Below are 24799 nucleotides of genomic sequence, written 5' to 3' on the forward strand. Positions count from 1 at the left end.
CGTTGGAGGGGGCATGGGCTTCACGATCGGCGGCATCCGCGAGATCCGCTCCGGCTCACGTCGCCGCGTCCGCACCTCCGAGTGCACAGCGGTGGCCGAGTACACCGGACTCTGGGGCTGGGACGTCGTCCCCGGCGCGCGTGCCGTCTCCGGCCAGTGCTCCTGCGGCGACGCGTCCTGTACGGCTCCGGGGGCACATCCGCTCTCGTTCGCCGAACCGGTCCCCGCGGGCGCGGGTCTGGACGACGCGACGAAGGCGTGGTCCGAGTACCCCGGCGCCGCGCTGCTGCTGCCGGTGGGCCGGTCCTTCGACGTGATCGAGGTCGCCGAGCCGGCGGGGCGCCGGGCGCTGGTCCGGCTGGAGCGCATGGGCCTGCCGCTCGGCCCGGTCTGCGCGACGCCGACGGGACGGGCGCAGTTCTTCGTCGCGCCGGGGGCCGCGGCGGGGCTTCCTCAGCTGCTGTACCGGATGGGCTGGGACGACGCGGACCTGGACCTGCGCGGTCTGGGGCCCGGCGACCATGTGACGGCGCCGCCGTCGGACCTCGCGGGCCTGGGCCCGGTCCGCTGGCTGCGTCCGCCGACGCTGGACACCGCGGGGGCGCCGCCGGAGGCGCGGCTGCTGCTGGGCGTCCTGGCGTACATCTGCCATCGGACGCACTTCTGAACGCCCTTCCGACACGCGAATCCGAACGCCCTTCCCACACGCGGAGGCCCCGCCGGAGAACCGGCGGGGCCTTCGTGCGGTTACGGGTGCCTCAGTCCCCGATGAGCGCGTCCACGAAGGCGCCCGGCTCGAAGGGGGCCAGGTCGTCAGGGCCCTCGCCCAGGCCGATGAGCTTGACCGGGACACCCAGCTCGCGCTGGACGGCCACGACGATGCCGCCCTTGGCCGTGCCGTCGAGCTTGGTGAGCACGATGCCCGTGATGTCGACGACCTCGGCGAAGACGCGCGCCTGGACCAGGCCGTTCTGGCCGGTCGTGGCGTCGAGGACCAGCAGGACCTCGTCCAGCGGGCCGTGCTTCTCGACGACCCGCTTGACCTTGCCCAGCTCGTCCATGAGGCCGGTCTTGGTGTGCAGGCGGCCGGCGGTGTCGATCAGGACGACGTCCGCGCCCTCGGCGATGCCCTCCTTGACCGCGTCGAAGGCGATCGACGCCGGGTCGCCGCCCTCGGGCCCGCGCACGGTGCGCGCGCCGACCCGCTCGCCCCAGGTCTGGAGCTGGTCCGCGGCGGCGGCGCGGAAGGTGTCCGCGGCGCCGAGGACGACCGAGCGGCCGTCGGCGACCAGGACACGGGCAAGCTTGCCCGTGGTCGTGGTCTTTCCGGTGCCGTTGACTCCGACGACCATGACGACGCCCGGGGTGCCCGGGTCGCTCTCGGTCTTCACGGCGCGGTCGAAGTCCGGGCCGAGCAGGGCGATGAGCTCCTCGCGCAGCAGGCCGCGCAGCTCCTCCGGCGTACGCGTGCCGAGGATCCGGACGCGCTCGCGGAGCCGCTCGACCAGCTCCTGGGTCGGGGCGACGCCGACGTCGGCGGTGAGCAGGGTCTCCTCGATCTCCTCCCAGGTGTCCTCGTCGAGGTTGTCACGCGACAGCAGCGTGAGCAGCCCCTTGCCGAGGGAGTTCTGCGAGCGGGCGAGACGCGCACGGAGCCGTACGAGACGGCCCGCGGTCGGCTCCGGCACCTCGATCTCGGGCGCGGGCGCCTCGGCGACGACCGGGTCCTCGACGGCGGTGGGGCTCTCGACGGCCTCCTCCGCGGTCGGGAGGTCGACCTCCTCGATGGTGCGGCGTGGTTCTTCCCGCGGTGTCTCCGCCTCTTCGCCGACGTGCGGCTCGGCGGGCGGAGCGGTGATGGTCGGCGTGGCGGACGGCGCCTCGGGCGGCGGCAGCTGCTTCTTCCTGCGGCCGCTGATCACGAGCCCGCTGGTCACGGCGACGGCGACGACCAGGGCGATGACTACAGCAAGAATGAGTTCCATAACGGGTCCAGTATCGGCCACGACCGAGCCTCAGGAGGAGCACGTACTCTGGGTGGGTCCCCCACCCCCCGCACGGAGTACCACCATGCCCTCTGCCGCCGAAGCCGTCGTCGAGAGCGAAGGCGCGGTCGAGACCCGAGGTCTCGAGCCCGTCCCCGACGCCGAGCGCACCGGCCGCGTCCGCGAGCTGTTCCCGACCTGGGTCGCCGCCAACATCAGTGTGCTCCTGCTCACGATGGGCGCGGGCCTGGTGGTCTTCAACGGCCTGAACTTCTGGCAGGTGCTCGTCGTCGCGACGGCGGCGCCCGTCCTGGCGTACGGGATCGTCGGCCTGATCTCGATCGCGGGTAAGCGCGGCGGCTCCCCCGGCATGGCCCTGTCGCGGGCCGTCTTCGGTCAGCGCGGCAATCTCTTTCCCGGTTCGCTGATCTGGGTGGCCCGCTGGGGCTGGGAGACGATCAACGCGGTGACCGGCGCCTACGCCGTCCTGACCGTGCTCGACCTGCTCTTCGGGATCGAGTCGAACACCCTGCTGATCGTCGTCACCCTGCTGCTCTTCGTCGCCTGCACGTTCCTGGTGTCCGGGCTCGGCATCAACGCCCTGCGGGTGTGCAGCACGTGGTCGACGTACCTCTTCGGCGCGTTCTCGGTGCTGGTGCTGGTGTACCTCGTCGCGGGCACCGACTGGTCCGCGGTGTTCGACAAGCCGGCCGGCTCGACGGCGATGATGATCGCGGGCATCGGCACGATCGCCGCGGGCGGCATCAGCTGGGTCCCCTCCGGCCCGGACTTCACCCGCTACCTGCCCCGGACGGCCTCCTCGAAGGCGATGGTCGGCTCCACGATCGGCGGTGCCGGGATCGTCGTGCTGCCGATGGTCCTGATGGGAGCGGTGATGGCGGTGGGCACCCCCGGGCTCGCTTCGGCGCAGGACCCGGTGTCGTTCATCGGGGAGCTGCTGCCGGCCTGGATCGCCGTGCCGTACCTGATCATCGCGCTGATCGGGATGCTGCTGATCAACTCGATGTCGATGTACTCGGCCGGCTTCACCGCGCAGACGCTCGGCATCAGGGTCTCCCGGGCCGCCGCGGTGAGCGTGAACGCCGTGATCAGCCTGGTCTTCGGCTTCCTGCTGATGGTGGTGGCGACCAGCTTCATCGGCTCGTTCATCTCCTTCCTGACGCTGCTCGCGGTGGCCTTCTCGGCGTGGATCGGCGTCTTCGGCGTCGACATGCTGCGCCGGCGGTCCTACGACGGCGAGGCGCTGATGGACACCTCGCGGACCAGTGCGTACTGGTACCGGGGCGGATTCGCCTGGCAGGCCATGACGGCGTGGGCGGTGGCGCTGGTGACCGGCCTGCTGTTCACCCGGGTCGACTGGTTCTCCGGTCCGCTCGCCTCCTCCTGGATCGGCGAGAACGGGCTCGGCTGGGCGGCGACGATCGTGGTCGCGGGTGTGCTGTACGCGGTACTGCCCCGGGCCGCGGGCCCGTCGGAGGCCGTGGACCGGTCCGACCGGGACCGGGCCGGGGACCGGGAGAGCTCCTCCGAGACTGTTTGCATCTGACGCAACGTCAGATACCGTCCCCCTTCGCCGGCTTCCCACGCGCGGAGGGGGACTTCCCATGCCCTTCACAGTCGTACGGTTCAACCTCGTCGATCCGCACGCGACCCCCGAGTCCCTCTCGGAGCGCTATCGCGCGGCCCTCGCCATGGCCGCCTACGCCGACGAGCGCGGCGTCGACACCGTCCAGACCGAGGAGCACCACGGCGCCGCCAACAACTGGCTGCCCTCTCCGTTCGCCTTCGCGGGCGCGGTGTTCGGCGCCACGAGGAGGATCGCGGTCACGGTCTCGGCGATCATCGGCCCGCTGCACGACCCGTTGCGGCTCGCGGAGGAGATCGCCGTCCTCGACCTGCTGAGCGGCGGCCGCCTGGTGACGGTCGCGGGGATCGGGTACCGGCCGGAGGAGTACGAGGAGCGCGGGGTCGACTGGGGCCGCCGCGGCAAGCTCCAGGACCTGCTCCTGGAGACCCTTCTGAAGGCCTGGACCGGTGAGCCGTTCACGTACGAGGGCCGTACGGTACGGGTCACGCCGCGCCCCCTCAGCACGCCGCATCCGCTCCTGCTCGTCGGCGGCTCGTCGAAGGCGGCGGCGCGGCGGGCGGCGCGGCTCGGGCTGCCGCTCTTCCCGAGCGCCCATCTGCCGGAGCTGGAGGAGTACTACAAGCAGCAGTGCGCGGAGCACGGCACCGAGGGCTGGACGATGATGCCGGCCGAGAAGACCCCGCTGCTGCACGTCTCGGAGGATCCGGAGCGGACCTGGGAGCTGTACGGGGAGCACTTCCTGCACGAGGCGCGCACCTACGCCTCCTGGCAGTCGAAGGACATCCGCTCGGCGGTGCGCTCGGCGGCGACGACCGTGGCGGAGCTACGGGCCGAGGGGGTCTACCGGATCGTGACCCCGGACGAGTGCGTGGCGCTGGGGCGGGAGCTGGAGAGCCTGGTGCTGCATCCGCTCTGCGGCGGGATGCCGGTCGAGGAGGGGTGGCGTTCCCTGCGGCTGCTGGGCGAGACGGTGCTGCCCCGGCTCACGGCATAGGACCGTGGCCGGGGCAGTTCCGTGCGCGAGGAGAGGGGCAGCGGGGATTAGCCCATCTCCTCCAACGCCTTGCCCTTGGTCTCCTTCACGTACCTGAGCACGAAGGGGATGGAGAGCACGGCGAAGACCGTGTAGATGATGTAGGTGCCGGAGAGGTTCCAGTCCGCCAGGGACGGGAAGCTGGCCGTGATGGCCCAGTTGGCGATCCACTGCGCGGAGGCGGCCACGCCGAGGGCGGCGGCGCGGATCCGGTTGGGGAACATCTCGCCGAGGAAGACCCAGACCACCACGCCCCACGAGAGGGCGAAGAAGAGCACGAAGACGTGGGCGGCGACGAGCGCGACGACGCCCTCGGTGGTCGGCAGCTTGCCGTCGACGAGCTCGGCGGAGAAGGCCCAGGCCTCGAAGGCGAGGGCGATCGCCATGCCGACGGAGCCGACGAGGGCGAGGGGCTTACGGCCCACCCGGTCGACCAGGACCATCGCGATCACCGTGCCGATGATGTTGATGATCGACGTGGTGAACGAGTAGAAGAACGAGCCGGCGGGGTCGATGCCGACCGACTGCCAGAGTGTCGAGGAGTAGTAGAAGGCGACGTTGATCCCGACCAGCTGCTGGAAGACGGAGAGCCCGATGCCGACCCAGACGATGGGGAGCAGCTTGAAGCGGGTGCCGGCGACGAGCAGGTCCTTGAAGGTGGACTTGTGCTCACGGCGCATGGCCAGTTCGATCTCGGCGACGCGGTGGTCCAGGTCGACGCCATGGCCCTCGACCTCGGCGAGGACCTCCTTGGCCTTGTCGGTCCTGCCGACGGAGATGAGGAAGCGGGGGGACTCCGGGATGGCGAAGGAGAGCAGACCGTAGAGCACGGCGGGGACGACCATCACGCCGAGCATCCACTGCCAGGCCTCGAGGCCGCCGATCTCGCCGCGCTGGTCGCCGTCGGCGAGCTGCAGGATGCCGTAGTTGACGAGCTGGGAGACGGCGATGCCGATGACGATGGCGGCCTGCTGGAAGGAACCGAGCCGGCCGCGGTACGCGGCGGGCGCGACCTCGGCGATGTAGGCCGGGCCGATCACCGAGGCCATGCCGATGGCGAAGCCGCCGACGATCCGCCAGAAGGCCAGGTCCCACAGGGCGAAGGGCAGGGCCGAGCCGACGGCGCTGACGGTGAACAGCACGGCGGCGATCTGCATGCAGCGGATGCGGCCGATCTTGTCGGCCATGCGTCCGGCGGTCGCGGCGCCGATCGCGCAGCCGATCAGGGCGATGGCGATGACCTGGGCCAGGGTGCCGGAGCCGATGTCGTAGCGGTCCCGGATGGCCTCGACGGCGCCGTTGATGACGGAGCTGTCGTATCCGAAGAGGAAGCCTCCCATCGCGGCGGACGCCGTGATGAAGATGACGTGGCCGAGGTGGTCCGGGTGGGCGGCTCGGCCTTCGGAGGGCGGCGGCGTGGGCGCCTGCGCGGGGCTGGTCACATGGACTCCTGGGGGCTCCGGCAGCGTCGCCGGTGCGTGGGGGGCGAGCCCTTCAAGTGGCGCACAACATCACGCCGCCCACCACGTGAAGGTAAAAGCAACGTTGCAGAGACTATGCCTTCAGGTTTCGAAGTCAAGAGGTCATGTCGTATGACTTAAAACTGAGTTTCAGTTCCCTTGCGTTCAAGACTTGAAGCCGATCATCACCGCAGTCGCTGGCTGATGACCTTGGATACCCCGTCCCCCTGCATGGAAACGCCGTACAACGCGTCCGCGACCTCCATCGTCCGCTTCTGGTGCGTGATGACGATCAGCTGCGAGGACTCCTGGAGCTCCTGCATGATCCGGATCAGCCGCTGGAGGTTGGTGTCGTCGAGCGCCGCCTCCACCTCGTCCATCACGTAGAACGGGCTGGGCCGGGCCTTGAAGATGGAGACCAGCATGGCCACGGCGGTGAGCGAGCGCTCGCCGCCGGAGAGCAGCGAGAGCCGCTTGACCTTCTTGCCGGGCGGACGGGCCTCCACGTCGACCCCGGTCGTGAGCATGTTGTCGGGGTCGGTCAGGATCAGCCGCCCCTCGCCGCCCGGGAAGAGCCGTGAGAAGACGCCCTCGAACTCGCGCGCGGTGTCCCGGTACGCCTCGCTGAAGACCTGCTCGACACGGATGTCAACCTCCTTCACGACCTGAAGGAGGTCGGCCCGGGTCTTCTTCAGGTCCTCCAGCTGCTCGGAGAGGAACTTGTGCCGTTCCTCCAGCGCCGCGAACTCCTCGAGGGCCAGCGGGTTCACCTTGCCGAGCTGCTGATACGCCCGCTCGGCGGCCTTGAGCCGCTTCTCCTGCTCCGAACGGACGAACGGGCGGGGCTGGTTGCGCGGATGCTCCGGATCCTCCGGCAGCTCCTCGCCCTCGGCGGGCGGCGACGGCGGTACGAGCTGGTGGGGACCGTACTCCGAGACCAGACCGGCCGGCTCGACGCCCAGCTCCTCCAGCGCCCTGGTCTCCAGCTGCTCGATGCGCATCCGCTTCTCGGCACCGAGGACCTCACCGCGGTGGACGGAGTCGGTCAGCTTGTCCAGCTCGGACTTCAGGTCCCGGCCCCGGGCGCGGGCCGCGGACAGGCCCTGCTCGCGAGCGCCCTTGGCGGCCTCGGCGAGGGCCCGCTCCTGCTCGGCCCGGACGAGGGAGGCCTCGGCATGGGCCAGCAGCTGCCGGGCGCCGGAGGCGACGGCGGCCGCGACCTCCGCCTCGTGGCGCAGCCGGGCGCGCCGCTGCTGCGCACGCGCGCGTGCCTCGCGCTCGGCCCGGGCGCCCCGGTCCAGGGAGTCGGCCCGTCCGGCGAGCCCCTTGACCCGCTCCTCGTGCGTACGGAGCTGAAGCCTGGCCTCCATCTCGGTCTGGCGGGCGTTGGCGCCGTCGGCGGCGAGCCGGTCGCGCACGGAGGTGTCGGGCTCCTCCTCACCCGGCGCCTCCTCCGCGACGAGCAGCCTCTCGGCGAGCTCCTCAGCCTCGTACAGCGCCTTCTCCAGGGCCTCGTCCGCGCGGGAGGCGGCGGCCGCGGTCCGCTCGGCCTCGCCCGCGGCGCCCCTGGCCTGTCCGGCGAGCCGGCCGAGCTGCTGGGCCACCTGGGACTTCTCGCGGTCCGCGGCGCGGCGGCTCTCGGCCAGCTCCTCGACGAGCGCGGCCGCGGTACGCCGTGACTCGGTCGCCGTCCGCTGGGCTTCGGCCAGCTCCTCGCAGCGGGACTCCAGCTCCTCCAGCTCGGCGGCCGCCTCGTCGACGGACGCCTGTACCTCGAGGAGGCTGGGGGCCCCGGCGGAGCCTCCGTGGGCGAAGTGCGCCCCGAGCAGATCGCCCTCGCCGGTGACGGCGGTGAGCGCGGGATGGGCGTGGACGAGGTCCTCGGCCTCGTCCAGGGAGCCGACCACCACGATCCCGTCGAGCAACCGTCGCACCGCGGCCATGAGTTCCCCGGGCCCCCGGACGAAGTCGGCGGCGCGGGGAGGCAGACCGGGCGAGGCGGCCCGGCCCGGGCCACCGACCGCGGGCCCGGCAGGCTCCGGCGCGTCCGTCAGCAGCAGCGCGGCCCGGCCCGCGTCCTGCTTGCGCAGGAGGCGCAGGGCCTCGACCGCGGCGGTGGGGCCCGAGACGGCGACGGCGTCCGCCGCCGCGCCGAGGGCGGCTGCCAGCGGGATCTCGTAGCCGGGTGTGACGGTGAGCAGTTCGGCGGCCGGGCCGAGCAGCCCGGTCAGGCTGTCGCGGGACCCGAGCAGAGCTCCCGTCCCGTCCTTGCGGCGCAGCCCGAGCGAGAGGGCCTCGTGGCGGGCCCTGGTCGCGGCGCGGCGGCGGTCGGCGGCGGTGGCGGCCTCGCGGGCGGCCGTCAGGGCGGTCTCCGCCTCGGCGAGGTCGCGGCGGGCGGCCTCGTACCGCTCCCCCCGCTCACTGTCGTCCGCGTCGAGGCCGTCGACCTCTGCCTTGAGCTGCTCGTACTCCTCCTGGGCCGCGACGGCCCGCTCCTGGGCCTCGTCCCGGGCGGCGGCCAGCCGGTCGATCTCGGCCTGCGCGGACGCGGCCCGCGAGCGGGCGGCGTTGACCTGGCCGTGCAGCCGCGCGAGGCCCTCGCGCCGGTCGGCGATCGCACGCGCCACGTCCTTGAGCCGGCGCTCCTCCACCGCGAGTTCGCGTTCGAGGTCGGCTCGGTGGGCGACGGTGTCCTCGAGCGCCCGCTCGGCCGCCTCGAGGGCGGCCTCCAACTCGGCCTCCTGCTCGCGGATGCGGGCGGCCTCGCGCTCCATGTCCTCCGGGTCCCTGCCCCGGCGCTCCTCGGGCGGCTGCGCGGTGGCGCTCTTCACGCGCGCGTCGGCGAGCGAGACCGTGCCCCGCACCCGCTCGGCGAGCTGGGAGAGTTCGTACCAGCTCTGCTGGGCGCGCTGGAGCCGCGGGGCGAGCCGGCGGACCTCGTCCTCGAGCTCGGCCTCCTTCGCCAGGGCGGCCCTCAGCTCGCTCTCGGCACCGTCCTTGCGTTCCTTGAGCGCGGCCTCGTCGGCGACCTCGGCCTTCAGGGCATCCTGGAGGCGGACGAGGTCGTCGGAGAGCAGCCGCAGCCGGGCGTCGCGCAGGTCGGCCTGGATGACGGCGGCCCGGCGGGCGACGGCCGCCTGGCGGCCGAGCGGCTTGAGCTGGCGGCGCAGTTCGTCGGTGAGGTCCTGGACGCGCGCGAGGTTGGCCTGCATCGCGTCGAGCTTCCGCAGCGCCTTCTCCTTGCGCTTGCGGTGCTTGAGGACGCCGGCCGCCTCCTCGATGAACGCGCGGCGGCCCATCGGGTCGGCGTGGAGGACGGAGTCGAGCTGGCCCTGGCCGACGATGACGTGCATCTCGCGGCCGATGCCGGAGTCGGAGAGCAGGTCCTGGATGTCGAGCAGCCGGCAGGTGTCGCCGTTGATCTGGTACTCGCTGCTGCCACCCCGGAACATGATCCGGGTGATCGTGACCTCGGCGTAGTCGATGGGGAGCGCGCCGTCGGAGTTGTCGATGGTCAGCGAGACCTCGGCGCGGCCGAGCGGCGGACGCCCGGTCGTGCCGGCGAAGATGACGTCCTCCATCTTGCCGCCGCGCAGCGACTTGGCGCCCTGCTCGCCCATGACCCAGGAGAGCGCGTCCACGACGTTGGACTTGCCCGATCCGTTGGGCCCGACGACACACGTGATTCCCGGTTCGAACCGCAGCGTGGTGGCGGACGCGAACGACTTGAAACCGCGGAGAGTCAGGGCCTTGAGATGCACGCCCCCGGACTCTACCTGTGGTTGCGCGTTTCACCCATGAAGGTGCAGGGCACACCCTCGGGTGAGGAGGGGGTGGGACGTGGGGGACTCAAGAAAGAAGGGACGCCGGAGCGTCCCTTGCACATCTATCTCTGCCAGCGAGAGTGTTTCTCACCCTGCCCCGGCACGGGGCCGACAGTCACGGGGACGGTGACGGTCAGGTGAGCGCAGGCTCCGCCTTGGGAACGTCGAGGTCGATGCTGTCGAGCAGCGACTCGCCATGCTGTGCGGCGGCAGCGTTGAGCGCGTCGTTCTCGGACTGAATCCGTACAAGCTCGGACTCGAGGTCCTGGACGCGCTGCTGAAGCCGTCGCATCTCGGCGAGGAGTCGCGGGTCGGAGCCGCCGACGTAACCGAGAAGCGCCTTTGCCATGATGGATGGTCCTCCACACTGAGTGACCGACCGAAGCGGTGTGGGTCGTGAGGGATTTCGCACCCGCGGTGCTCGGCAGTGCTTCATGTCGTGCCGGTTCTTACTGCCAAACAGCTAAGGTGCGCGGGGATTCCAGAGTCTCACCAAAAAGTTTGACGGTCAACACGATCACGCCCGGTATCAAGGGGCGCCGGGGGTCTACGGCCGCACAACAGGCGGCTGGACCTCGCAACTCGGCACCTCAGGGGGCGTGGCGATCATCCTTCCGCGCGGAGCCTGGCATCGCAAGCCCTTCTCGGCAACCATCAGGCCGTTTCCCCTTCGGCGACCCTTCGCCGAACGTCCGCCCGAAGGCAGAGCAGGCCATCGGACGGAGCGCCGTAAGGGTGATCCTCAGCGGATCGCGAAGCTGTCGTAGCCGCCGCGCGGGGTGTCCCAGATCTCAGTGACTCCGTCCACACGCCCGGGAGTGTCGGCGGAGCGCAGCCACTCCAGCAGACGGTGGCAATTCTCACTCGGCCCCTCGGCCACGACCTGTACCCGGCCGTCGTCGAGGTTGAGGGCGAAGCCGACGAGGCCGCCGATCTCCAGCGCGTTTGCCCTGGTGAACCAGCGGAAGCCCACTCCCTGTACTCGGCCGCGCACCCAGGCGGTCAGCCGTACGTCTTCGTTCATGGCTGAACGCTAGCTGGCCAATTGGACACAGAGCACACCGCCCCCACGCGTCATGGCGTACAGTCCCGTCGGAATACGGCTCACCCGTTCGGGCGCGTCGCATTCGACAAGCCCGCAGTAGCAAAGATCAGCAAAGCCAGCAGTACGGATCAGGGAGGCAGAGGGATGGGACGCCATCGCAGGAGGCGCAGCGCGCCCGTGCGCACCGGACTGCTCGGTGCCTCCGCCGCGGTGGCGGTCGGCGCGATCGCCGTCGCCTCGGGCATGCTGCCCGGCGGGGAGACGCACACCGTGGGCAGCGCCGGCTCCGGCACGGAGCAGAACCAGTCCCGGCAGGCGCCGGAGCTGACGACGCAGGGCGGCTCGTCCGCGACCCCGTCGTCCACGTCGACCGGCACCGGAACGGGTACGGGCAAGGCCTCCCCCTCCGCGACCCCCTCGCCGAAGCCGTCGAAGACGACCGCCTCCCCCACCCCGTCGAAGACGGCCGCCAAGCCGTCGAAGACGGCGACCCCGACGAGGAAGGCCGTCCCCACGCAGACGGCGAAGCCGAAGCCGGCTCCGACGACCGCGAAGCCCGCGCCGACCCGCACGACGGCGCCGGCGGCGCCGACCCTGAGCCGCGCCGCGGCCGCCGAGGCCGAGGTCGTCCGGCTGGTCAACCAGGAGCGGGCCAAGGTGGGCTGCTCCGCGGTGCGCTCGGACTCCGCGCTCGCGTCGCTGGCGGGTGCCTTCAGCGCGGACATGGCCGCGCGAGGCTTCTTCGACCACACGGACCCCGACGGCGACACGCCGTGGGACCGGGCGTCGCAGGCGGGCGTCTCCGGCATGGGCGGCGAGAACATCGCCCGCGGCCAGGTGGACGCGGCGGCGGTGATGGACTCCTGGATGAACAGCGACGGCCACCGCGCGAACATCCTGAACTGCGACTACACGACGCTCGGCGTCGGCGTGCACTTCGCCGACGGCGGCCCCTGGTGGACGCAGGACTTCGGTTTCTGAGCCGGGGCCGACCGACCGCCGGGACGCGCATCGCCTGGTGAGCGCGTGCCTGTGGTGAGCGCAACCCGGCGGTAAGCGCTGTGCCGCAGTACGGTGAGGACATGAGTGACGACCTCGCCTTCGACGTGTTCGCCCGGGCCTGCCAGTCGCGCGTCACGCTGGAGCATGTGACCGGGCGGTGGGGCAGCCTCACCCTCGGCGCACTGTACGAGGGGACCTTCCGCTTCAACGAGCTGCGGCGCCGGGTCGACGGGGTGAGCGAGAAGATGCTGTCGCAGACCCTGCACGCCCTGGAGCGGGACGGGCTCGTCCACCGCGAGGCGCAGCCGACGAACCCTCCGCGGGTGGACTACACGCTCACACCGCTGGGACGCGAGGTCGCCGAGCGGCTCGTCGGTCTGATCGAGCTGGTGGAGGGCCGGATGCCGGAGGTCCTGTCGGCGCGCGAGCGGTACGACGCGGGCCGGGCGGCCGTCACGCCGTAGCGCGCGGCGGGCGCTGGCAGCGCGGGCAGAAGTAGCTCGACCGGTTCATCCAGGGACGGCGGCGCATCGGTGTGCCGCAGCGATGGCACGGCTCGTCCTCCCGCCCGTACGCGTCGAGCGACCGGTCGAAGTAGCCCGACTCGCCGTTCACGTTGACGTACAGGCTGTCGAAGCTGGTGCCACCGACCGCGAGGGCCGCGTTCATGACGTCCCGTACGTGACCGAGGAGTTCGGCCGAGCGGGGCCGGGTGAGCGTGGCGGTCGGCCGGTCGTAGTGGAGCCGGGCGCGCCAGAGCGCCTCGTCCGCGTAGATGTTGCCGACCCCGCTGATCAGCGTCTGGTCGAGCAGCGCCCGCTTGATGGTCGTACGGCGCAGGCGCAGGGCCGCCTGGAAGGCGGCGTCGTCGAACGCCGGGTCCAGCGGGTCGCGGGCGATGTGCGCGATGACGTCGGGCAGCCCGTCGGGGGTGTTGTCGTGGAGCGAGAGTCCGCCGAAGGTGCGCTGGTCGACGAAGCGCAGTTCGGTGCCGAGGCCGTCCTCGAACCGGACCCGGATGCGCAGATGCTTCTCGTCCGGGGTGGTCTCGGGCTGTACGAGCAGCTGCCCGCTCATCCCGAGGTGGCCGAGGACGGAGGCCCCGGTGTCCGCCAGCGGGATCCAGAGGTACTTGCCGCGCCGGCGTGCGATCCCGAAGGTGTGGCCCTTGAGCCGGGCGGCGAAGTCCGCGCCGCCGGCCGGGTGCCTGCGGACCGCGCGGGGGTGCAGCACCTCGACCTCGCCCACGGTCCGCCCGCCGACCCAGCGCTCCAGACCGCGCCGTACGACCTCGACCTCGGGCAACTCGGGCACGGGCACTCCTCCGGGGGTGAGGTGGACGATGGCCGCAGCCTATCGCCGGGGAACCGGTCGTCCCGGGCCGGGGGCCGGGCCGGGGGCCGGGCCGGGGGCCGGGCCGGGGGCCGGGCCGGGGGCCGGGCCGGATGCCAGGGGCGGCCGGATGCCAGGGGCCGGGGGGCCGTCGGCGGAGAGAGGTCCGCCCGCCCTCCGGAGCCGGAGGGCGGGCGGGTGGTTCCTGCTCGAAGGAGCGGTCAGTCCGACGGAAGCCCGGCGGGCGTCGGCGCCCCGCCGCTCGTGGGCTGCTCGCCGTCGACGGTCGGAGCGGTCTCGCCCGCCTCCGCCGCGGCCTTCGCGGCCGCGAGACGCTCGTCCGCCGCCGCGCGGATCGCGCGCCATGCGGACTCCGCCGCCTGCTGCTCCGCTTCCTTCTTGCTGCGGCCGGTGCCGGTGCCGTACGAGACACCACCGACGCGGGCGGCAGCAGTGAAGGTCTTCTCGTGGTCCGGGCCCGTCTCCGTGACGAGGTACTCCGGAACACCCAGACCCTCGGCCGCGGTCAGCTCCTGGAGGCTGGTCTTCCAGTCCAGGCCTGCACCGAGGTTCGAGGACTTCTCGATCAGCGGGTCGAAGAGCCGGTGCACCAGCTCCGAGGCCGCGTCGAGGCCCTGGTCGAGATAGACCGCACCGATCACCGCTTCAAGGGTGTCGGCGAGGATGGATGCCTTGTCCCGGCCACCCGTGCCCTCTTCGCCCCGGCCGAGCCGGATGAAGGAGCCGAGCTCGAGGCCGCGACCGACCTCCGCCAGCGCACGCGAGTTGACCACCGCGGCCCGCAGCTTGGCCAGCTGGCCCTCGGGCAGGTCGGGGTGGGTGCGGTACAGCGTGTCCGTGACCACCAGGCCGAGCACGGAGTCCCCGAGGAACTCCAGACGCTCGTTGGTGGGCAGACCGCCGTTCTCGTACGCGTACGAGCGGTGCGTCAGCGCACGCACCAGAAGGGCGGACTCGAGCTGATACCCGAGCCGCCCTTCCAGAAGCGTGTGGGACGAGGCATTGTCCGTCTTGTTGGACTCAGACATTGCGCCTCTCACCAGCCACTCAGACCGAGAGGACCTGGCGCTTGTTGTAGGTGCCGCAGCTCGGGCACGCGATGTGCTGCTGCTTCGGCTCCTGGCAACGCTCACACGAAACCAGGGTGGGGACCGCAGCCTTCCACTGCGACCGGCGGTGGCGCGTGTTGCTGCGCGACATCTTCCGCTTCGGAACAGCCACGGCTACTTCTCCTGCTTCTCGTCGACGCCAGCTTCGGCGCCGCTCATGTTGTCCTTCTCATCGGTTCCCAGCGAACCGGCGAGTCCCTGCAGTGCCGCCCAACGCATGTCGACGGCATCGTGGTGGTGGTCCGGGTCGGCGTTCAGGTCGGCTCCGCATTCGGAGCACAGACCCGCACAGTCCTCCCGGCACACCGGCTGCATCGGCAGTGCGAGCACCACCGCATCACGCAGCACGGGCTCGAGGTCGAACATGCCGTCCTCGAGGGGGATCATGTCCTCGTCGTCCTCGGCTTCGTCGTCCGCGACCGCCTTGGAGCGGCCCCGGTCGTCGGAGTCGGGGTACGAGAACATCTCCTGGAAGTCCACGTCGAGATCGAGCTCGACGGGCTCCAGACACCTTACGCACTCCCCCTCGGCCGATGCACGGGCGGTGCCTGTGACAAGCACCCCTTCCATGACCGACTCGAGACGGAGGTCGATTTCCACCGGCGCGCCTTCCGGCACACCGACGACCCCTTCGACACCGAAGTTCTTGGGGGCCTCGGCCGAACGGGAGATCCGCTGAAGGGCACCAGGACGCCGCCCCAGCTCGTGTGTGTCGAACACGAGGGGGTTGCGGTGGTCGAGGCGCGTGCTCAGGGCTCTTCCTGCTTTCGGATCGTGAGGGGGCTGGCCGCGTTCGAATCGAGAGACGAAGCGGGCAGCAGGGATCGCGGGCATACGCGCGACCGAAGAGCCAGGATACTGGACGCTTCGCTCAGGGCCCAATCCGGGCCCGTGGAGCCGGTCGCTCAGTGCCCCTGACCCTGACCGTGACCCTGCTCGTACCGGCGCAGCTGCTCCAGATCGATCATGCTCGTGTCGAAGAAGCTGGTCTCGTCGAGTGCGGCGGGCTGCGCCTGCGGGACCTGCGGCTGCTGCTCGTAGCCGTAACTCTGCTGGTACGCGTACGGGTCCTGCTGCTGGTAGGCGTACGGGTCGGCCTGCTGGTAGGCGTAGGCGTCCTGCGGCTGCTGCTGGTACCCGTACGGGTCCGGCTGCTGCGCCGGGATCTGCGGGGCCTGCTGCATGACGGGCTGCTGCACCGGCTCGGGGTCCGCCAGCTCGGCGAGGCCGGCCAGGTAGTCGGCGTCGCTGGTGTGCACGGCCCCGCCGGCCGCGTCCTGGGCGGCCATGTGCGCGCCGAGGTCGTCGGTGGCGATCCGCCCGTGCAGTTTCTGCCGACCGCGGCCGACGGCCTCCAGGGTCTTGGAGAGCACGGCCTCGAAGGCGCCGAGCTTGGCGTCGACGTACTCGTCGGCCCGGTGGATCAGGGTCTGCGGGTCCGCGCTGTACTCCGGGGCGTCCTCGTCGGCGTACCCCTGCTCGTCCAGGCCGGGGCCGCGGCCGAGCAGCTTCTCGCGGCCGCGGTCGACGGAGCCGATGGTCTTGTTGAGGACGACCTCGAAGTTGGCGAGCTTGGAGTCGACGTAGTCGTCGGCCTCGGCGCGGATCTCCTCCGCCTCCCGGCGGGCCTCCGAGAGGATCCGGTCCGCCTCGTCCTGGGACTGGCGGGCGACCTGGGTGTCCGAGATCAGCGAGCCGCGCTCGGCGTGGGCGGCCTCGATGATCCGCTCCGCCTCCTGGCGGGCGTGCTCGACCATCTGCTCCCGGCCGCCGAGGAGCTCCTGGGCCTGGGCCAGGGAGCCCGGCAGGGCCTCCCGCACCTCTTCGAGCATGGCGAGCAGCTCGGCGCGGTTGACCACGCAGGACGCCGACATGGGCATGGAACGGGCGTTGGCGACCGCCGAAACGATCTCGTCGAGCTTCTTCTGCACGTCCACCGGGTGCTCGCCACTCTCTACAGCTGGATGGAGACGGACGGGACGACTGTAAGGGCAGTCGTCCCCCGTACGACACCAGGTGACGGACCGTCAGCGACGGTCGCGGGGGGTCACTGCTCCGCGCGCCGCTCGGCGAGGCGCTCGGTGAGCCTGCCGAGGACCGCCTGCGGGACCAGGTGGGAGACGTCGCCGCCCCAGGCGGCGACCTCCTTGACCAGGGAGGACGACAGGAAGCTGTACGTCGGGTTGGTGGGGACGAAGAGGGTCTCGACGCCCGAGAGGCCGTTGTTCATCTGGGCCATCTGCAGCTCGTAGTCGAAGTCGCTGACCGCGCGCAGGCCCTTGACGATCGCGGGGATGTCGCGCTGCTTGCAGAAGTCGACGAGCAGGCCGTGGAAGGCTTCGACCTCGACGTTTCCGAAGTCGGCGGTGACTTCGCGGATCAGCTCGATCCGCTCGTCGACGGTGAAGAGGCCTCGCTTGGACTGATTGATCATCACCGCGACGTGCACGACGTCGTACAGCTTGGAGGCGCGGGCGATGATGTCGAGGTGTCCGTTGGTGATGGGGTCGAATGACCCCGGACAGACGGCGCGGCGCAACTTGGGTCCCTCGCTCTCCGGTCCGGTCATCGTGCGTCTTCGCACGTAGAGGCGGCGCGACCGTACCAAAACGTTCCCTCGCCGTAGCGACGGGCCCGGAGTGAGGTGAAACCGGCCGGCCAGGCGAACTCGCCGCCTCGGGTGCTGCGCTCCACGGTGACGACGGCATCGTCGGCGATCCAGCCCCCGGAGCGGAGTGTGAGGAGGATCTCGCGAAGATCGTCGTCCGAGACGGCGTAGGGCGGGTCGAGGAAGACCAGGTCGTACGGGGCGGCGGGCGCCGTTCCTGTCACGATCTGCTCCGCTTTGCCGGTCCGCAGTTCGGCGCCGGGGAGTCCGAGCGACCGGATGTTCTCGCGGACGGTCCGGGCGGCGCGGGCGTCGGCCTCGACGAGCAGGGCGTGCACCGCGCCCCGGGAAAGGGCCTCCAGGCCGACGGCGCCCGAACCCGCGTACAGATCGGCGACACGGGTGCCGTGGAGGGTGCCGAGGAGCGACTCCCAGGTGGAGAAGAGGCCCTCGCGCGCCCGGTCGGAGGTCGGGCGGGTGCCGTTGCCGGGTGGCACGGCCAGTCGGCGTCCGCCGGCGGTACCGGCGATCACGCGGGTCATCTGAGGTCCTTGTCCTTGTGCTTCCGGGCTCCTGTGCCTCCACGATATGGCCGGTGGGCGGGGTGTGCCGTCACCCCTTCTCCAGGAACTCCTCCCGCTCCTTGTCCAGGAGCGCGTCCAGGGCGGTGCGCAGCTCGGGGTGGGCGCTGAGGTGGGGGTCGGCGTGGACGACGGCGGTGGCCTCCTCGCGGGCTGCGGCGATGACCTCTTCGTCGTCGAGGACGGTGAGCATGCGCAGGGAGGAGCGGACCCCGGACTGGGCCTGGCCGAGGACGTCTCCCTCACGGCGCTGTTCGAGGTCGATGCGGGAGAGCTCGAAGCCGTCGAGGGTGGAGGCGACGGCGCCGAGGCGCTGGCGGGCCGGGCTCGCCTCGGGCATCTCGGTGACGAGGAGGCAGAGGCCGGGGGCGGAGCCCCGGCCGACCCGGCCGCGGAGCTGGTGGAGCTGGGAGACGCCGAAACGGTCAGCGTCCATGATCACCATGGCGGTGGCGTTGGGGACGTTGACGCCGACCTCGATGACGGTCGTGGCGACCAGGACGTCCGCCTCGCCCGCGGCGAAGCGGCGCATGACGGCGTCCTTGTCGTCGGGGTGCATCCGGCCGTGCAGGACCTCGACGCGGAGTCCGGCGAGCGCACCGGCGCGAAGCTTCTCGGCGACCTCCAGTACGGCGAGCGGCGGCCGCTTCTCGGCCTCGTCCTCGGGGGACGCCTTCCGCTTCTGCTTCTCGTCCTCGTCGTCGCCGATGCGCGGGCAGACCACGTACGCCTGGTGCCCGTTCTCCACCTCCTCGCGCACGCGCTCCCACGCCCGGGCGAGGAAGTGCGGCTTGTCGGCGGCCGGAACGACATGGCTGGCGATCGGGGAGCGTCCGGCGGGCAGCTGGTCCAGGACGGAGGTCTCCAGGTCCCCGAAGACGGTCATGGCGACCGTGCGCGGGATCGGGGTGGCCGTCATGACCAGCAGGTGGGGCGGCTGCTTGCCCTTCCCGCGCAGAGCGTCGCGCTGCTCCACGCCGAAGCGGTGCTGCTCGTCGACGACGACGAGACCGAGGTCGTGGAACTGGACCTTGTCCTCGATCAGCGCGTGCGTGCCGATGACGATGCCGGCCTCGCCGGTGACCAGGTGGAGGAGGGCCTGCCGACGGGCGGCGGCGCCCATGGAGCCGGTGAGCAGCACGACCTTGGTGGCGTGCTCGGCCCCGCCGAGCATGCCTGCCTGGGCGAGCTCGCCCATCATCTCGGTGATCGAGCGGTGGTGCTGCTGGGCGAGGACCTCGGTGGGGGCCAGCATCGCGGCCTGTCCCCCGCTGTCGACGACGGCGAGCATGGCCCGCAGGGCGACCATGGTCTTTCCGGAGCCGACCTCGCCCTGGAGGAGGCGGTGCATGGGGTGCTCGGTGGCGAGGTCGTCGAAGATCTCCTTGGAGACCTTCTTCTGGCCGTCGGTGAGGGTGAAGGGCAGCTTGGCGTCGAAGGCGTCGAGGATTTCGCCGGGGGTGGTCCGGCGGGCGACGGCCGGCAGTTGGGTGTCGGCGTGCCGGCGCCGGGCGAGGGCGACCTGGAGGACGAATGCCTCGTCCCACTTGAGCCGCTGCCGGGCGTCCTCGATGTCGGCCTTCGTACGGGGGCGGTGGACCTTCTGGAGCGCCTCGGGCAGCTCGGCGAGGCCGCGTCCCTCGCGCAGGGCCGGCGGCAGCGGGTCGGCGAGCCCGGCCCAGCCGGTGGCGGCCAGGGAGTCCAGGGCGATGGAGACGGACTGCTCGATGGTCCAGGACTCCAGCTGCTTGCAGGCGGGGTAGATCGGCAGCAGTTCGTTCGCGAAGGCCTTGACCGTCTCGTCGCTGCTCTCGGCGTCCAGGAGCTTGTACTCGGGGTGGGTGAGCTGGAGCTTGCGGTTGAAGACCCCGACCTTGCCGGCGAACATCCCGCGCCGGCCCGGCAGCAGCTCCTTCTGGTGGAAGTGGACGGCCCGGCCGAAGAAGACGAGCTGCATCCGCCCGCTGCCGTCGGTGAGGGTGACCTCCAGACGCTGGCCCTTGCCCCGGCCGCCCTTGTTGAAGGTCAGCACGCGGGCGTCGGCCACCCGCGCGACCACCGTGACGTGCTCGTCCAGCGGCAGGTCGGCGAGGGCGGTGAGCTCGCCGCGCTCGGCGTACCGTCGGGGGTAGTGGTGGAGGAGATCCCCGACCGTACGCAGGTCGAGGTGCTCGGCCATCACCTTCGCGGTGGCGGCGCCGAGGAGGTTCTTCAGAGGTTCGTCGAGCACTGGCACGCGTTCCATTGCACACCACCGGACTGACACCCGTCCCGCAGGCTGCGGATATCTCCTGGTCACGTCGGCTCCGTGCCCCCTAGGATGACGCGTCTCCCCCCGTGCCGCCCCGCGATCACCGCCCGCCGGGATCGCCCGACCCGCGCCGTCGTCTCTCCCCCACCGGCGCAGCGACGATGACTGCTGATCAGACACCGCACACCTTCCAGGTCGATCTGCGCGGACTCGTGGATCTCCTCTCCCACCACCTCTATTCGAGCCCCCGGGTCTATCTGCGCGAACTGCTGCAGAACGCCGTGGACGCCATCACCGCGCGCCGTGCCGAGGAGCCGGACGCCCCGGCGCGGGTCCGGCTGTACGCGGACGGCGGCAGCCTGCGCGTCGAGGACAGCGGCATCGGGCTGACCGAACAGGACGTCCACAGCCTGCTGGCCACGATCGGCCGCAGTTCGAAGCGGGCGGACGCCGAAGGCGTCGCGAGCGCCCGGAGCGAGTTCCTGGGGCAGTTCGGCATCGGGCTGCTGGCCTGTTTCGTCGTCGCCGCCGAGATCCGGGTGGTCAGCCGCAGCGCCCGTGTACCCGACGCTCCGCCGGTGGAGTGGACGGCCCGCGACGACGGTTCGTACACCGTCCGCACGCTTGCGGACGGCGCTCGCACCGAGCCGGGCACCACCGTGTACCTCACCGCGCGCCCCGGTTCCGGCGAGTGGCTGGCCGAGGAGCGGGTCCTCGCGCTGGCCCGCGAGTTCGGCTCGCTCCTCCCGTACGAAGTACGGGTGGGGGACGCGCCGGTCACCGATCTGCCCGCGCCCTGGGACCGCTCGTACCCGAGCCCGGCGGCCCGGCGGGTCGCACTCGCCGGGCACTGCCGGGACGTCTTCGGCTTCTCCCCGCTCGACTCGATCGACCTGGATCTTCCGCTGGCCGGGATCCGGGGGGTGGCGTACGTCCTCCCGTCGGCCGTCAGCCCCGCCCAGCGCGCCGGCCACCGGGTCCACCTCAAGGGCATGCTGCTCACCGACCGGGCCGACGGGCTGCTGCCCGACTGGGCGTTCTTCGTACGCTGCGTCCTCGACACGGACTGCCTGCGGCCGACCGCGTCGCGCGAGGCGCTGTACGAGGACGAGGCGCTGGCGGGCGTACGGGACGCCCTGGGCGCCGCCGTGCGGAACTGGCTCGGCGAGCTGGCCGCCGGCGCCCCGGAGCGGCTGGAGGAGTTCCTGGCCGTGCACCACCTCGGGGTGAAGTCGCTGGCCCGGCACGACGGCGAGATGCTGCGGACGATGCTGCCGTGGCTGCCGTTCGAGACGACGGACGGCCGGCTCTCGCTGGAGGAGTTCGCCCGCCGTCACCCGGTCGTGCACTACACCCGGACCGTCGAGGAGTACCGGCAGGTCGCCGCGATCGCGACCGCGCAGGGCATCGGCGTCGTCAACGGCGGCTACACGTACGACACGGAGCTGGTCGAGCGCCTCCCCGAGGTCCGCACCGGCACCGTCGTCGCGGAGCTCGACGCCGACACGGTCACCGCGCATCTCGACTCGGTCGACCCGGCCCAGGAGCTGGCCCTCTCGCCGTTCCTCGCGGTGGCGCGCGCCGCCCTGGACCCGCTGGGCTGCGACGTGTCGCTGCGCTCCTTCCACCCGCTGACCGTGCCCGCGCTGCACCTGGACGACCGGGCGGCCCGCCACGAGCAGGCCCGGGCGGAGGCCGAGGAGCGGGCGGACGACCTGTGGGCCGGCATCCTCGGCTTGCTGCGCGGCAGCGCGCCGAGGGCCCGGCTGGTCCTCAACCACCTGAATCCGCTGATCCGCCGGATCGGCTCGCTCGACGACCCCGAGCTGGCGGGGACCGCCGTCGAGGCGCTGTACGGGCAGGCCCTGCTGATGGCGCAGCGGCCGCTGCGCCCGGCGGACTCGGCCCTGCTCAACCGGGCGTTCGCGGGGCTGCTGACCTGGGCCGCACACCACGGGGAGAACGACGCATGACCCTGACCTTCGAGGCCCTCCGCGAGGCGATGCGGGACAACGCCCAGCAGCCGGAGGGGCCCGCGCGCAACGCGCGCGCCGAGCGGCTCCTCGCCGAGGCCGAGCTGATCGGCGAGCCGCTGGCCGTCATCGAGGCGCTGGGCCATCAGCTCCAGGCGTACAACTACAGCTCCGAGAAGGCGAAGATGTTCGTGCCCTTCTCGCGGCTGCTGCGGATGTGGGACGACAATCCGGCGGACTTCGACGCGTACGAGACGCACTCCCTGCACTGGGTCTTCAAGTGGGTCTCCAGCGGCATGCTCGACCAGCCGCACATCCCGCTCGCCTCGATCGAGAAGTGGCTCGGCGAGATGGAGTACCGCTACCGGCTGGCGGGCCACTCCGAACGGGCCGTCCGGCAGGGCGAGTTCCGGGTGGCGCGGCACGTCGGCGACCTGGAGCGGGCCGGGCGGGCGTACGCGGCGTGGCTGGCGGCCGAGCGGGACCGGATGGCGGACTGCCTCGCCTGCGAACTGCACGGGCAGGGCGTGTGGTCGGTGCAGCTCGGCGACGACGAGCAGGCCCTGCGGACCTGGGCACCGGTCCTGACGGGCGAGCACACCTGCGCGCACGAGCCGCACGCGGTGCTCGCCTCCTCGCTGCTGCCGCTGGTGCGGCTCGGCCGGATCGACGAGGCCCGCGCGCACCATCTGCGGGGCTACCGGCTGGTGCGGCCGATGGAGAGCATGCGCGGTGCCGCGGCGGAGCACATCGAGTTCTGCGCGCTGACAGGGAACGAGGCGCGGGGTCTGGAGATCCTGGCGGAACGGCCGGCGTACCTCACCGACGGCGGCGATCCGGACAGCCACATGGACTTCCTGGCCGTGACGGCGCTGCTCCTGGACCGGCTGGTGGCGCTGGGGCTCGGCGGACAGTCCGTCCCGGGGCCCGCGCGGGACGGGGACGCGCCGTGGACGGCGGCCGAACTGGCCGCCCACGCGCGCGCGGAGGCGCTGGCGATCGCCCGTCGCTTCGACGAGCGCAACGGGACGGGCCGGGTCGGCGAGCTCGTACGGGCCCGGATGGACGCGGAGCCGCTCCTGGACCGGCTGCCGCTGGGCGTTCGGGCGGCGGGTCCGGTGCCGAGGCCGGCGCACGCGCGCGTGCCCGAGGCGGCGGCGGAGCCGGTCGACCTGCTGGCGCGGGCGCGCCGGCTGTCCTCGGAGCGGAATCCGGACGCGCGCGCCGCGTGGGCGGCCGTGGCTGCCGCCGGGCTCGACCTGGACGCGCTCGGGCGGGCCGAGCTGGACGACCACCGGGCCATGGCGATGGACCGCGGTCCCGCGGAGTCGGCCGGACTGTTCCGCCGGGCGGCGGAGGGCTACGAGTCGGCCGGCGACCTGGGTGAGGCGGCGGCCGCCCGGGCCAGGGCGGCGTACGCGCTCGCGCTCGACGGCCGGGTCGCGGAGGCTGCGGAGGGGGTCGACGAGGCGATCGGCCGGGTGCTCGCGCTGCACGCCGAGGGCGCGGCCACGCCCCGGCAGGCGGCGGGGACGCTGCTGAGCCGGGTGCGCATCGGGCTGCTGCCACTGCATCCGGACGACGGCGACGGCCACGACGCCCACGACGGTGCCGGGGAGCTGGCACGGGCCGTGGACGAGCTGCTGGCCTTCACCGCGCCGTACACCGACGATCCGCTGGTCGCGGACCGGATCGCCGAGGCCGAGGCCGTACGGGGCGATCTGGCCGCGCACGAGGGGGACGCGGAGGCGGCGGCCCGGCGGTACACGTACGCCGCGGAGCTCTACCACCGGGTCGGGATGCCCTGGTACGCGGTGGAACCGGAGGTCCGGCTCTCGCGGATCGCCCTGCACACGGGTGACCTGGAGACGGCAGAGCGGGCGGCGCGGGCGGCCCTCGACCACGGTGCCGAGCACGCCGACGCGGCCGGGCAGACCCGGCTCAGGCTCCAGTTGGCCGAAGTCCTCGCCGAGGCGGGACGGTTCGGCGAGGCGGCGGCGCACGCCATGGAGGCGGCGCACTGGGCCGACGAGGCGGGCGAGAGCCGGGGCATCGGCGCGTACGCCCGGCACCAGCTGGGCGGTTGGCTGCTGCGGGAGTCACGGGTCGAGGAGGCGGCCGCGATCCTGGAGGCGGTGCTGCCGGACGTCTCGGTGGAGGAGCACGGCGACGGGATGGTCGTCCAGACGCTGTGGTGGCTCGGCGACTGCCTCACGCGGCTGGACGAGCCCCGTGCGGCCGCCGAGCACTGGCTGCGGGCGGCGGAGCTGGCGAAGGCGTGGCCGGAGCAGCGGGACCACGCGATGCTCGCGAACCTGGCGGCGCAGGCGCTGCTCGCGGCGGAGCTGCGGCCGGAGGCCGCGGCGGCGTACGAGCGGGCGGGCGAGCTGTGGAGCGCGCTGGGCGACACGGCGGCGTACGTGCGGACGCTGCGGGTCCGGGCCTGGATAGCGGGCGCGGACGGTGAGGGCCGGGCGCTGATGGACGCGGCGGTCGAGGCGTGCGGGGCGGACGTGGTGGCGCGGGGGGACACGTACCTCCAGGCGGCGGAGCTGCTCGGGGAGACGGACGCGGAGGCGGCGCTGTCGTACGCGACGCGGGCGGTCGCGGCGTTCACCGAGGCGGGCCCCGCCCACCGCGACCGCCGCACGGCCGCGGAGCTCCTGTCGGGCTGGCTCCACCTGGACCTGGACGACCCGTCGCGGGCGGTGACGCTGGCGCGTGGGGTTCTTGCGGAGTACGCCACGACGGAAGACCCCCTGGCCCCGGAACGCCGGGCGCAGGCGGAGTCGATCCTGGAACGCGCGGAGGCGACCCCCTGACGGGAACGGGCGCCACGGCGGCCCGGGCGCCCCGCCCCGGGCCCCCCCCCCGGGGGGGGGGGGGCCCGGGCCCCCCCCCCCGGCGGGGGGGGGGGGGCCCCCGCCCCCCGGGGGGCCGGGGGGGGTGCCCCCCCCATAACGCGA

Annotated in this window: 20 protein-coding genes; 7 read left to right on the top strand and 13 right to left on the bottom strand. The window is 72.3% G+C overall.

The window, feature by feature from the left end; all coding sequences use genetic code 11:
- Positions 1 to 13: 13 nt before the first annotated feature.
- A complete protein-coding gene (locus tag ACZ3IJ_RS05335; RefSeq protein ID WP_467466365.1) occupies positions 14 to 667 on the top strand; it encodes a bifunctional DNA primase/polymerase in 654 nt (217 codons plus the stop codon).
- A 91-nt stretch (positions 668 to 758) separates the two neighbouring features.
- Here ACZ3IJ_RS05335 and ftsY read toward each other — a convergent pair whose 3' ends face one another.
- On the bottom strand, positions 759 to 1985 hold the full coding sequence (gene ftsY / locus ACZ3IJ_RS05340; protein WP_467466366.1) for a signal recognition particle-docking protein FtsY: 1227 nt from the start codon (positions 1983 to 1985) through the stop codon (positions 759 to 761).
- 85 nt (positions 1986 to 2070) lie between these two features.
- Here ftsY and ACZ3IJ_RS05345 point away from each other — a divergent pair, with 85 nt between their 5' ends.
- On the top strand, positions 2071 to 3552 hold the full coding sequence (locus ACZ3IJ_RS05345; protein WP_467466367.1) for a cytosine permease: 1482 nt from the start codon (positions 2071 to 2073) through the stop codon (positions 3550 to 3552).
- 58 nt (positions 3553 to 3610) lie between these two features.
- Positions 3611 to 4588 carry an LLM class flavin-dependent oxidoreductase gene (locus tag ACZ3IJ_RS05350; RefSeq protein ID WP_467466368.1) on the top strand — a complete coding sequence of 326 codons (978 nt, stop codon included), beginning with the start codon at positions 3611 to 3613 and terminating at the stop codon, positions 4586 to 4588.
- A 47-nt stretch (positions 4589 to 4635) separates the two neighbouring features.
- Here ACZ3IJ_RS05350 and ACZ3IJ_RS05355 read toward each other — a convergent pair whose 3' ends face one another.
- From ACZ3IJ_RS05355 to ACZ3IJ_RS05370, 4 genes are all read right to left on the bottom strand, one after another.
- Positions 4636 to 6069 carry a sugar porter family MFS transporter gene (locus tag ACZ3IJ_RS05355; RefSeq protein WP_467466369.1) on the bottom strand — a complete coding sequence of 478 codons (1434 nt, stop codon included), beginning with the start codon at positions 6067 to 6069 and terminating at the stop codon, positions 4636 to 4638.
- A 203-nt stretch (positions 6070 to 6272) separates the two neighbouring features.
- Positions 6273 to 9848, bottom strand: coding sequence for a chromosome segregation protein SMC (gene smc / locus ACZ3IJ_RS05360; protein ID WP_467466370.1), 3576 nt, complete (start codon positions 9846 to 9848; stop codon positions 6273 to 6275).
- Positions 9849 to 10044: 196 nt separating this feature from the next.
- On the bottom strand, positions 10045 to 10260 hold the full coding sequence (locus ACZ3IJ_RS05365) for a hypothetical protein (protein ID WP_352190317.1): 216 nt from the start codon (positions 10258 to 10260) through the stop codon (positions 10045 to 10047).
- Between the two features lie 393 nt (positions 10261 to 10653).
- On the bottom strand, positions 10654 to 10935 hold the full coding sequence (locus tag ACZ3IJ_RS05370; RefSeq protein ID WP_383226673.1) for an acylphosphatase: 282 nt from the start codon (positions 10933 to 10935) through the stop codon (positions 10654 to 10656).
- A 165-nt stretch (positions 10936 to 11100) separates the two neighbouring features.
- Here ACZ3IJ_RS05370 and ACZ3IJ_RS05375 point away from each other — a divergent pair, with 165 nt between their 5' ends.
- Entirely contained in the window at positions 11101 to 11937 is an 837-nt protein-coding gene (locus ACZ3IJ_RS05375; RefSeq protein ID WP_467466371.1) for a CAP domain-containing protein, read from the top strand.
- Positions 11938 to 12038: 101 nt separating this feature from the next.
- Positions 12039 to 12422, top strand: a complete 384-nt coding sequence (locus ACZ3IJ_RS05380; protein WP_467466372.1) for a winged helix-turn-helix transcriptional regulator — start codon at positions 12039 to 12041, stop codon at positions 12420 to 12422.
- Here the strand turns inward: ACZ3IJ_RS05380 and mutM are convergent.
- The 8 genes from mutM to recG all read right to left on the bottom strand — a co-directional run bounded on the left by mutM (position 12412) and on the right by recG (position 19854).
- Complete coding sequence (mutM, locus tag ACZ3IJ_RS05385) at positions 12412 to 13272, bottom strand: bifunctional DNA-formamidopyrimidine glycosylase/DNA-(apurinic or apyrimidinic site) lyase (protein WP_467466373.1); 861 nt, start codon at positions 13270 to 13272, stop codon at positions 12412 to 12414. The genes ACZ3IJ_RS05380 and mutM overlap by 11 nt on opposite strands.
- Positions 13273 to 13511: 239 nt before the next feature.
- Positions 13512 to 14339, bottom strand: a complete 828-nt coding sequence (rnc, locus tag ACZ3IJ_RS05390) for a ribonuclease III (RefSeq protein ID WP_467466374.1) — start codon at positions 14337 to 14339, stop codon at positions 13512 to 13514.
- Positions 14340 to 14358: 19 nt separating this feature from the next.
- Complete coding sequence (gene rpmF / locus ACZ3IJ_RS05395) at positions 14359 to 14532, bottom strand: 50S ribosomal protein L32 (protein ID WP_030496967.1); 174 nt, start codon at positions 14530 to 14532, stop codon at positions 14359 to 14361.
- A gap of 2 nt (positions 14533 to 14534) precedes the next feature.
- Positions 14535 to 15254 (bottom strand): YceD family protein, encoded by a 720-nt coding sequence (locus tag ACZ3IJ_RS05400; RefSeq protein WP_467466375.1) that lies wholly within the window; start codon positions 15252 to 15254, stop codon positions 14535 to 14537.
- A 71-nt stretch (positions 15255 to 15325) separates the two neighbouring features.
- A complete protein-coding gene (locus ACZ3IJ_RS05405) occupies positions 15326 to 16357 on the bottom strand; it encodes an ATP synthase F0 subunit B (RefSeq protein ID WP_467466376.1) in 1032 nt (343 codons plus the stop codon).
- Between the two features lie 110 nt (positions 16358 to 16467).
- Positions 16468 to 16959: a pantetheine-phosphate adenylyltransferase gene (coaD, locus tag ACZ3IJ_RS05410; RefSeq protein WP_383170846.1), complete on the bottom strand. Its 492-nt coding sequence runs from the start codon at positions 16957 to 16959 to the stop codon at positions 16468 to 16470.
- Between the two features lie 26 nt (positions 16960 to 16985).
- Positions 16986 to 17570 (bottom strand): 16S rRNA (guanine(966)-N(2))-methyltransferase RsmD, encoded by a 585-nt coding sequence (rsmD, locus tag ACZ3IJ_RS05415; RefSeq protein WP_467466377.1) that lies wholly within the window; start codon positions 17568 to 17570, stop codon positions 16986 to 16988.
- Between the two features lie 70 nt (positions 17571 to 17640).
- Positions 17641 to 19854: an ATP-dependent DNA helicase RecG gene (gene recG / locus ACZ3IJ_RS05420; protein ID WP_467466378.1), complete on the bottom strand. Its 2214-nt coding sequence runs from the start codon at positions 19852 to 19854 to the stop codon at positions 17641 to 17643.
- 167 nt (positions 19855 to 20021) lie between these two features.
- On the opposite strand from recG, the gene ACZ3IJ_RS05425 reads away from it, so the two are divergent.
- Both ACZ3IJ_RS05425 and ACZ3IJ_RS05430 read left to right on the top strand, forming a co-directional pair.
- Complete coding sequence (locus tag ACZ3IJ_RS05425) at positions 20022 to 21833, top strand: HSP90 family protein (protein WP_467466379.1); 1812 nt, start codon at positions 20022 to 20024, stop codon at positions 21831 to 21833.
- Positions 21830 to 24655: a tetratricopeptide repeat protein gene (locus ACZ3IJ_RS05430; RefSeq protein WP_467466380.1), complete on the top strand. Its 2826-nt coding sequence runs from the start codon at positions 21830 to 21832 to the stop codon at positions 24653 to 24655. Before ACZ3IJ_RS05425 ends, ACZ3IJ_RS05430 begins: the two co-directional genes overlap by 4 nt.
- Positions 24656 to 24799: the final 144 nt, after the last annotated feature.

This window comes from Streptomyces sp. NPDC013317 (genome assembly GCF_055563155.1).

Bases quoted from the DNA above. Each gene is read 5' to 3' on its own strand.
- recG (WP_467466378.1), bottom strand. From the start codon at position 19,854: ATGGAACGCGTGCCAGTGCTCGACGAACCTCTGAAGAACCTCCTCGGC.
- rnc (WP_467466374.1), bottom strand. From the start codon at position 14,339: ATGTCTGAGTCCAACAAGACGGACAATGCCTCGTCCCACACGCTTCTG.
- ACZ3IJ_RS05430 (WP_467466380.1), top strand. From the start codon at position 21,830: ATGACCCTGACCTTCGAGGCCCTCCGCGAGGCGATGCGGGACAACGCC.
- ftsY (WP_467466366.1), bottom strand. From the start codon at position 1,985: ATGGAACTCATTCTTGCTGTAGTCATCGCCCTGGTCGTCGCCGTCGCC.
- ACZ3IJ_RS05380 (WP_467466372.1), top strand. From the start codon at position 12,039: ATGAGTGACGACCTCGCCTTCGACGTGTTCGCCCGGGCCTGCCAGTCG.
- ACZ3IJ_RS05375 (WP_467466371.1), top strand. From the start codon at position 11,101: ATGGGACGCCATCGCAGGAGGCGCAGCGCGCCCGTGCGCACCGGACTG.
- ACZ3IJ_RS05425 (WP_467466379.1), top strand. From the start codon at position 20,022: ATGACTGCTGATCAGACACCGCACACCTTCCAGGTCGATCTGCGCGGA.
- rsmD (WP_467466377.1), bottom strand. From the start codon at position 17,570: ATGACCCGCGTGATCGCCGGTACCGCCGGCGGACGCCGACTGGCCGTG.
- ACZ3IJ_RS05400 (WP_467466375.1), bottom strand. From the start codon at position 15,254: ATGCCCGCGATCCCTGCTGCCCGCTTCGTCTCTCGATTCGAACGCGGC.
- ACZ3IJ_RS05365 (WP_352190317.1), bottom strand. From the start codon at position 10,260: ATGGCAAAGGCGCTTCTCGGTTACGTCGGCGGCTCCGACCCGCGACTC.
- ACZ3IJ_RS05350 (WP_467466368.1), top strand. From the start codon at position 3,611: ATGCCCTTCACAGTCGTACGGTTCAACCTCGTCGATCCGCACGCGACC.
- ACZ3IJ_RS05335 (WP_467466365.1), top strand. From the start codon at position 14: ATGGGCTTCACGATCGGCGGCATCCGCGAGATCCGCTCCGGCTCACGT.
- ACZ3IJ_RS05345 (WP_467466367.1), top strand. From the start codon at position 2,071: ATGCCCTCTGCCGCCGAAGCCGTCGTCGAGAGCGAAGGCGCGGTCGAG.
- ACZ3IJ_RS05370 (WP_383226673.1), bottom strand. From the start codon at position 10,935: ATGAACGAAGACGTACGGCTGACCGCCTGGGTGCGCGGCCGAGTACAG.